11 protein-coding genes are annotated in these 8576 nt (G+C 67.0%); 6 read left to right on the top strand and 5 right to left on the bottom strand.

The annotated features are described in order from the left end of the window. The 5 genes from VGH85_00925 to VGH85_00945 all read right to left on the bottom strand — a co-directional run. The coding region (locus tag VGH85_00925; protein HEY2172354.1) for an alcohol dehydrogenase catalytic domain-containing protein at window positions 1–194 on the bottom strand (194 nt) is incomplete at its 3' end. 30 nt (window positions 195–224) lie between these two features. After that, window positions 225–848: a hypothetical protein gene (locus VGH85_00930; protein HEY2172355.1), complete on the bottom strand. Its 624-nt coding sequence runs from the start codon at window positions 846–848 to the stop codon at window positions 225–227. Window positions 849–996: 148 nt separating this feature from the next. Beyond that, window positions 997–1401, bottom strand: a complete 405-nt coding sequence (locus tag VGH85_00935; GenBank protein ID HEY2172356.1) for a hypothetical protein — start codon at window positions 1399–1401, stop codon at window positions 997–999. Between the two features lie 265 nt (window positions 1402–1666). Further along, on the bottom strand, window positions 1667–3040 hold the full coding sequence (locus VGH85_00940; protein HEY2172357.1) for a hypothetical protein: 1374 nt from the start codon (window positions 3038–3040) through the stop codon (window positions 1667–1669). Then, entirely contained in the window at window positions 3030–3326 is a 297-nt protein-coding gene (locus VGH85_00945; protein HEY2172358.1) for a hypothetical protein, read from the bottom strand. Before VGH85_00945 ends, VGH85_00940 begins: the two co-directional genes overlap by 11 nt. Window positions 3327–3517: 191 nt before the next feature. Here VGH85_00945 and VGH85_00950 point away from each other — a divergent pair, with 191 nt between their 5' ends. The 6 genes from VGH85_00950 to VGH85_00975 form a co-directional block, all read left to right on the top strand. Continuing rightward, complete coding sequence (locus VGH85_00950; protein HEY2172359.1) at window positions 3518–4033, top strand: PadR family transcriptional regulator; 516 nt, start codon at window positions 3518–3520, stop codon at window positions 4031–4033. Between the two features lie 52 nt (window positions 4034–4085). Beyond that, window positions 4086–5198 (top strand): peptide chain release factor 2, encoded by a 1113-nt coding sequence (prfB, locus tag VGH85_00955; GenBank protein ID HEY2172360.1) that lies wholly within the window; start codon window positions 4086–4088, stop codon window positions 5196–5198. Between the two features lie 293 nt (window positions 5199–5491). Continuing rightward, window positions 5492–6181: a cell division ATP-binding protein FtsE gene (gene ftsE / locus VGH85_00960; GenBank protein ID HEY2172361.1), complete on the top strand. Its 690-nt coding sequence runs from the start codon at window positions 5492–5494 to the stop codon at window positions 6179–6181. Window positions 6182–6241: 60 nt separating this feature from the next. After that, on the top strand, window positions 6242–7123 hold the full coding sequence (gene ftsX / locus VGH85_00965) for a permease-like cell division protein FtsX (GenBank protein HEY2172362.1): 882 nt from the start codon (window positions 6242–6244) through the stop codon (window positions 7121–7123). Window positions 7124–7133: 10 nt separating this feature from the next. Further along, window positions 7134–7598: an SsrA-binding protein SmpB gene (smpB, locus tag VGH85_00970; protein ID HEY2172363.1), complete on the top strand. Its 465-nt coding sequence runs from the start codon at window positions 7134–7136 to the stop codon at window positions 7596–7598. Between the two features lie 49 nt (window positions 7599–7647). Next, a partial coding sequence (locus tag VGH85_00975; GenBank protein ID HEY2172364.1) for a DUF222 domain-containing protein occupies window positions 7648–8576 on the top strand: 929 nt, incomplete at its 3' end.

Consider the following 8576-nt stretch of genomic DNA (forward strand, 5'->3'; position numbering starts at 1 on the left):
AACTCGGCGAAGAAGTTGCCCTCGTGGATGTGCAGATCTGTCCCGCAGATCCCGGTCTGGGCGACCCGTACCCGCACCTCGCCGGGCTTGGGCTCGGGGGTCGGGACGTCCCGGATCGAGAAGGTACGGGGTGCGTCGTACACGACGGCCTTCATGCCATCCCCTTCCGGATCGGCTGCGATCGGACGATACATCCGGGGGGTCCAGGCAGCCGCGCGCAGGGATCAGCGCGCGTACAGCGTGACACCGCGTTCGATGAGGAATTGGCGATACGGCGACTGCTCCTGTCCTGCGACGATCATCTCGATGATGCTGTGACGGTCTTCGGGCTTGTTGGTCGCTGTCCCGATTGCCTCGCGCGCTGCCCGAGTAGCTTCCCGTTCGACGTGGGCGACGAATAGGCGAACTGCCCCGCCAAGATCGCCTGGACGCTTGCGCCATGCCCGCGACAGGCGGTCGAGCCCCGGCACCGACGCCACCGCGGACGCCGCACGTCGGTCCTCGTCGTCAGGAGTGGGATGGCCACTGAAGATGATCAGGTCTGGCTCACCGCGAGCAAGTACCGAAAGCAGTTGCGTTGTGGGGTTCCATTCCGAAGGCGGCCGATCGCCCTCAGCTCCGTACCGCATGCCCTGCGAGATCCAACGTCCGCGCCACTCCGAGTAGCTGAAACCCTGATCGTCGTCCTGGTAGCCAAATTGAAACTCGCAGCAGGGGCAGTACTCGAACGATGCTCCACCGCTCGTCGGCGAGCGGGGTTCGGCGATCTGGTCAGGTGAGCCACAAATCGGGCAGAGAATCTCCATCCGATCGAGGTCCGTTGGATGGTCGGCGTTCGGTATCGACATGCTCTTCGTCCACTCCACGCGGTATCGAGGCTGGCGATTTCATTAGCCGCCCGAGATAGTGTCGTAGATGACGGCTTCATGTCATCCCTCCGAATCATCTGCGGTCCGGTCGATGCATGAGCGCCTGTCGAAGAGGCGGTGTGCAGGATCACCGCGAGTACAGGACGACCCCACGCTCGATGAGCAGCTGCCGATATCGCGACTGCTCCTGCCCTGCGACGACCATCTCCACGATGCATTGGCCGTCCTCGTGTCTATTCGTCGCTGTCGCGATAGCTTCCCGCGCGCTGTGGGCGGCCTCACCTTCGACTTCTGCGGCGAACACACGAACTTCCCCGCCAAGGTCGCCTGGACGCTTTCGCCATGTACGTGACAGGCGGCCGAGTCCCGCCACCGACGCAGCCGCGGACGTCGCGCGTCGGTCCGTGTCGTCGAGGGTGGGATGGCCACTGAAGATGATCAGCTCTGGCTCACCGCGGGCAAGCAATGTCATCAGCTGAGTGATGGCGTCCCACCCGGCCGGTGCCTTGCGATCGTGGGATCCGAACCGCATGCCCTGAGAGATCCACTTCCCTCGCCACTCCGAGTAACTGAAGCCTTGGTCGTCGTCGTCATACCCGAACTGGAACGTGCAGCATGGACAAATGTCAAAGGATGCTCCACCGCTGTCGACCGACCGTGCCGGGAGTGGCATTTCAGCGTAGCCACAGATTGGGCACTGAAATGAGATATCGGATTGCCGCAGAGCAGGTGCGTTCATCGTTGCTGCCTCACTGTGTCGGCCCGTGAACAGCCACGGGTGGCGATCGCGGTACGAGTCATCGGCGTATCCACCAACGTATCGGGTCGCCTGGCTGTGATAGCCAGTAGCTGCTCCCCGCCTTCGGTAGGTAGTAGGTGACGATCGAGCTATCAGTTTCCGTGATGAGAAATCTGTTTGTCGCCGGGTCGTAGAACTTTAGGCGCGGACCGACGTTCTGCAAATCTACGACTGCCGAATACAGGCCCTGCACGGCCTCACGGTGAAATGCGCAGGCTGCCTTGATGTAGTCGTCCTCCGTCGAGATCTCGACGAAGTCCGTCTTGTGCTTTCTTAGGTGCTCCTCGAGTGTGTGGGGGTGCGCCCAACCCGTCGCGGGCGGTATGTCCTCAGGTGACAGATTCCATGGCTTGCCGGCGACGTGGTCGGCCCGCAAAGTTGCCGAAAGTCGCGCGGCACTCGCTTCCGCGGTGACCGACTGGCCGGCCAGTCCGGCTTCGGCGGCTTCGCTGGTGTCGGCGGCGATGCCTTCGCCGCCGGCCGCGAGGGCTCCGACGTTCGCAAGAGTGTGTCCGAACGCCTTGTCCGGCTCCTTGGACCACTCGTCGGCGTCCACAAAGGAGCGTCCGACGCCGACCCAGGCCTGCTCCATCGCGTAGGGGTGTGCGACATCGGTGAGGGTGGACATGCCTTGCCAGGACGCCGCGAACTGGTGCGGGTCGGTGACGGCGGCGCCGGTAAGCGACCACAGGCCCTTGCCCATATCGAGCAGACCGTCGCCGACGCCTTCGGCCACGTGCGCGGCGCCGTGGAGTGCTTCGCCGATGCCGTGTGTGAATCGGTGCCAGATGCTCGGCTTGGTCGGTGCGTGACGTTCGGCATCGGCAAGTGCGGTCTGGGTGAGTCGGGCGGCGATGTCGACCGAGGCATGGGCGTCGGCGAGCAATCGCGCGGCGCCGGCGCGGTGGGTCTCGCCAGGGTCGTCCGGCGGCGGTCGCGCGACATCGACGGTGATCCTGGTGTGGCTCGCGGAACTGGCGCGTTCGGAGGCCGTCTCGGCGGCCCGGTAGGCGCCCATGCGGCCCTGCCAGGCCGACGATAACTGCTCCGCCTCCTGGTAGCGCAGCACGGCACGAGCCGCGGTCGTCTGGGCGTCGCGCAGCACGTCGGCGTAACGCAGCACCGCCAGCTTGGCTTGGCCGAACGCCTCGCCGGCGTCCTCGTATCGGCCCGGCTGCTGGTCTGCGATGGCCCGGAAGGCGTCACCGGCCGCGCCCATCCACTCGCCGGATCCGACCGCGCGCAGGTTCGCGGCCGCCTCCGTCATGCCGAGCACGAAGGCGCCGAGACCTGCGGCCAGGACCTCGAGTTGGTCCGGGTCGCCGGGTACGAGCGCACGCGGGTCGGCGACGCCCGAGAGCTCACCGCTCAACGAGCCCGGCTTTCGCGACCCTTGCGTCGACCTGGCGGTAGGCACCGCTGGCGTGGCCGACAGCCGCTGCGAGGTGGCGGGTGTCGCTGACCAGACACCCGCACCCGTAGGACCAGCGATCCAAGAAGGACCCGATCGCGGCCGTGACAGATGGACGGCCTGCGCCGGCGGCGTAGGACATGAGCCGACTCCGATGCCGGGCCACGTCCTCGGCGACGTCGACGCTCTTCGCGAGGTCGCGGGCAACGGCCTGCAGGGACACCGGGTCGACAACGATCAACGGCATCCGCAACCTCCGGAGTCTCGGACTCGAGCTAGCGACGTGGCTCGTCGTTTCTAGTCGTTCCGCGGCCGTTGTCGCTGGCGCTGTCCACAGGCAGCAACTGTCGAGCCACGAGATCTCCGGCGCATTCGGTCCACTGTGGACCGGCCGTGTCAAGCCTGGTGCCGGCAGCACGTCCGTGGCACTGTGACCGCGTGATCACGACGCTGAACTCGACGGCTGCTGCGCTACTCGGAATGCTGCATGACCGGCCGATGACCGGCGGCGAACTCGTCGCCGCTGCGGACGACCGGTTCGGTGCCTTCTGGAATGTGACGCGCAGTCAGGTCTACCGCGAGCTTCCCGTCCTCGCCTCTTCCGGCCTCGTCAAGCTCGGCAAGGCGGGCGCGCGGGCCGCCCAGCCTTACTCGATCACTCCGGCGGGCCGCAAGGCGTTCGCGGCCTGGCTGGCCGAACCCGCCGGTCCGGACCACTCGCGCAATCCGTTGCTGCTGCGGCTCGGCTTCGGTGCGCAACACAGCCGGTCGCAGTTGCGTCGCCTGGTCGCCGACGCGCGGTCGGAGCACGAAGCGGCCCTCGCTACCCATCGCGACCGGCTCATCGAACTCCGCCGGGACGGCGCCGACGACTACCTCGTCGCCACCACCGAGTTCGGCGTCGCCTACGAGAAGGCGTTGCTCAAATGGCTGGCCGCTCTCCCGCACGCCTGACCGGCTCTCGTGTCCGGCCTCCGGCAGCACCCGTGCCGTACCCTGGACGGTTGTGACCGCCCCCGACTTCCCGTCCACCCTCAAGGACCTGTCCACGACGCTCTCGTCGATCGAGACGGTCCTCGACATCCCCGCGATGCGCCTCGAGGCCACTGAGCTGGAGGAGCAGGCCGGCCAACCGGACCTGTGGGACGACACCGAGCGCGCGCAGCGGCTGACCACCCGGCTCGCGATGGTCAACAACGACATCAAGCGGGTGGCAGACCTGCGCCGTCGCGTCGACGACCTCGCCGTACTGCATGAGCTCGCCGAGGCCGAGAACGATCAGGCCACCCGCACCGAGGTCGAGGGCGAGCTGGCGAGCGTCCGGCGGCTGATCGACGAGTTCGAGGTCCGGACCCTGCTCTCCGGGGAGTACGACGCCCGCCAGGCGGTCGTCACGGTCAAGTCTGAAGCCGGCGGTGTGGACGCCGCCGACTGGGCTCAGATGCTGCTGCGGATGTATCTGCGCTGGGCGGAGCGCCACGGCTATCCCACCGAGGTCTACGACACGTCGTACGCCGAGGAGGCCGGCATCAAGTCGGCGACCTTCACGGTGAAGACCCCCTACGCCTACGGCACGCTGGCCGGCGAGCACGGCACCCACCGGCTGGTCCGGATCAGCCCGTTCGACAACCAGAACCGGCGGCAGACGTCGTTCGCCGGCGTCGACGTGGTGCCGGTCGTCGAGTCGACCGACGAGATCGAGATCGACGAGAGCGAGATCCGGGTCGACGTCTACCGGTCGTCCGGGCCGGGTGGCCAGGGCGTCAACACCACCGACTCCGCGGTCCGGATCACCCACCTGCCGACGGGCATCGTCGTCTCCTGCCAGAACGAGCGCTCCCAGCTGCAGAACCGGGCCAGCGCCATGGGCGTGCTCCAGTCCAAGCTGCTGGAACGTCGCCGGCTCGAGGATGCGGCCAGGATGGATGAGCTACGCGGCGACGCCGGAAATAGCTGGGGCAATCAGATCCGCAGTTATGTGCTGCATCCATACCAAATGGTGAAAGATCTCCGCACTGAGGTGGAGACCGGAAATACCACCGGAGTTCTCGACGGCGAAATCGACAGCTTCATCGAAGCGGAGATTCGCTGGCGGCGTCAACAGGAAGTCAGCGCCTAGAAACTGCCGGTTAGGCGACCCGTACGTAGTAGGCGAGCAAACAGGCTATTGCCGCCAGCGCCGCGAGGACGGGCACGAGGAGGGCCTGCCAGTCGGGGCTGTGGTGGTGCAGGTCACTGCGCATTTGCCGACAGACTGGGCATCTGGCATCTACAACCCGCCCTGAGCAGGACGCACATACCAGCTGTTCGCAGCACATCAGAACCCCCTTCTGGCCCATCCTTCGAGCTCGCGATCCTTACACCCGAGAGCCGGACAGGCGCATATCACATTCAACGGTAGACTCGCCCTTCGTGATCCGCCTCAAGAACGTGACCAAGCTCTATCCGGCCAGTAAGCGGCCGGCGCTCGACGATGTCGGTATCGAGGTCGAGAAGGGGGAGTTCGTCTTCCTCATCGGACCCTCTGGCTCCGGCAAGTCGACCCTCCTCCGACTCCTCCTCAAGGAGGAGGACCCTACTCGCGGTTCGGTCAATGTCGCGGGCAAAGAGCTGACCAAGCTCTCCCGGTGGAAGGTCCCGGCGCTGCGCCGCACGATCGGCTGCGTCTTCCAGGACTTCCGCCTGCTGCCCAACCGGACGGTCTCGCAGAACATCGGGTTCGCCCTCGAGGTGATCGGAAAGCCTCGCCGTACGATCAAGAAGGTCGTTCCCGAGGTCATCGAGATGGTCGGCCTCGAGGGCAAGGCCAACCGGCTCCCCAATGAGCTGTCGGGTGGCGAGCAGCAGCGCGTGGCGATCGCCCGCGCCTTCGTCAACCGGCCGCTGGTCCTGCTCGCCGACGAGCCGACCGGCAACCTCGACCCCGATACGAGCCAGGACATCATGTTGCTGCTGGAGCGGATCAACCGCATCGGCACGACCGTCCTCATGGCCACCCACGACAACAACATCGTCGATGCCATGCGTCGCCGTGTCGTCGAGTTGAACATGGGTCGGCTGGTTCGTGACCAGGCCCGCGGCGTCTACGGCGTCGGCCGGTGACCGGCTCGATCCTCCTGTCCGTGATGCCGGTGGCCACGGCCCCGACCGTTTAGGAATCCCATGCGTGCAAGCTTTGTCCTCTCCGAGGTGCGTACCGGCCTTCGCCGTAACGTCACCATGACGATCGCGATGATCCTGACCACCGCGATTTCGCTGGGATTGCTCGGTGCGGGGCTTCTCATCGCCCGCGAGATCAACCAGATGAAGGCGCTGTACTACAACAAGATCGAGGTGTCGGTCTTTCTGAAGGACAGTTCCACGAAGGCGCAGCGGGCGTCGCTCGAGACGGAGCTCAAGCAGTCGCCTGAGGTGTCGAGCTTCATCTACGAGAACAAAGCCCAGGCATACCAGCGCTTCAAGAAGCTCTTCAGCCAGCAGCAGAGCCTCGTCACCGGTACGCCGCCGAGCTATCTGCCGGCATCGTTCCGGGTGAAGCTGAAGAATCCGGAGCGCTATCCGATCGTCGCGAAGGAGTTCACCGGCAAGCCGGGTGTCGACTCGGTCCAGGACCAGGGGCAGGTGCTCAACAGGCTCTTCTCCTTGCTCAACGGCCTGCGTAACGCGACGATCACCATCGCCGTCGTACAGGCACTTGCCGCGTTACTCCTGATCTCCAACACCATCCAGATGGCGGCGTTCAGTCGACGAACCGAGACGGGGATCATGCGCCTGGTGGGCGCATCCCGGTGGTACACGCAGCTACCGTTCATCGTCGAGGCGGCGTTCGCCGGGTTGATCGGCGCGATCCTCGCGGTCGGCGGACTCGGACTGGCCAAAACACTCTTCGTCGACAAGACGCTGAGCGGGGTCATCAAGTCCGGGATCCTGCGCCCCATCGACTGGGGGTCGATCCTCGTGATCAGTCCGGTGCTCGCCGCCGTGGGTGTGTTGCTGGCCGGCATCGCGGCATATTTCACGCTGCGGCTCTACGTACGGTCGTAGGATCGTCGTCGTGTCCAAAGAGACCGGCCGAAAGCTGATCGCACAGAACCGCAAGGCGCGCCACGACTACACCGTGCTCGACACCTACGAGGCGGGGCTCGTCCTCACCGGCACCGAGGTGAAGTCGTTGCGCGCCGGTCGCGCGTCGCTGGTCGACGGCTTCGCGTCGATCAGCGACGGCGAGGTGTGGCTGCACAACGTCCACATCCCCGAATACACCGAGGGGTCGTGGACCAACCACGAGCCGCGGCGGGTGCGCAAGCTGCTGATGCACCGGGAGGAGATCTCCCGTCTCATCGGTAAGACGCAGGAGTCGGGTCTGACGCTGGTGCCGCTCGCCCTCTACTTCCGCGACGGCAAGGCGAAGGTCGAGATCGCGCTGGCTCGAGGCAAGCGGGCCTACGACAAGCGGCGGGCGCTCGCCGAGCGGGACGCGAAGCGTGAGGTGGAACGGGCCTTCGGCCGCCGCGGCTGACCTGTGGACAACGCTTTTCTGGTCGGTCGACAGGTCCATAATCGAACACATGTTCGAGGATGGTGGGTCGGTCGGCGAGTCGTCGTCGGTGGCCGCGGTGATCGCGGCGTGGGGGGTAGGGGTGCCGCCGGGTCCGGAAGCGATGGGCTGGCTCGCGTCGATCGACGCGGCCGTGCTGCCGGCCGGGTTGCGGCTGGATCTGCTAGTCGCGTGGGAGGCGCAGGCGGCGTGGGTCGCCGCCGAGCAGCACCGGGTGCTGGGCGGCCTGGACGCCCCGGACGGACCGCCCGGACCCGGCGATGAGGACTGGGTGCGCGAAGAGGTGGCGGCGGCGTTGCACCTGTCCGCCCTCACCGCCGACCGGCGGCTGCAGGTCGCCCGCGGGTTGCGGGACCGGCTGCCGGGCACGAGGGCGGCGTTGACGGCCGGGCGGGTCGACGTGCGCAAGGCCACCACCATCGCCGAAGCCACCGAACCCCTCGACGCGGTCACCGCCGCCGCGGTGGAGGCGGCGGTCCTCCCCAAGGCTCCGTCCCAGACGCTGGCGGAGCTGAAACGCGCCGTGCGCCGCGCCGTGCTCGCCGCCGACCCCGCCGACGCCGAAACGAGGCATCAACGCGCCCGGACCGACCGGTGGGTGCGGCTGATCCCCGCCGAGGACGGCATGGCCGACCTCTACGCCCATCTCCCCGCCACCGACGCCACCCGCATCATGACCGCCGTCGACACCCTCGCCCACACCCGCGCACCCGGCGACGACCGCGGCGTCGACGCCCGCCGCGCCGACGCCCTGGTCGAACTCGTCACCGGCGAGCAGGCCGGCGAGACCCGGGTGCACGTCACCGTCGCCGCCACCACCCTGGCCGGGATCGACGACCAACCCGGCGAGCTGGCCGGCTACGGGCCGGTCACCGCCGCCGTCGCCCGCGACCTCGCCGAAGGCGGCACCTGGCGACGGCTGCTCACCGACCCCACCGG

This window comes from Mycobacteriales bacterium (assembly GCA_036497565.1).
In the GTDB taxonomy this organism is placed as follows: domain Bacteria; phylum Actinomycetota; class Actinomycetes; order Mycobacteriales; family QHCD01; genus DASXJE01.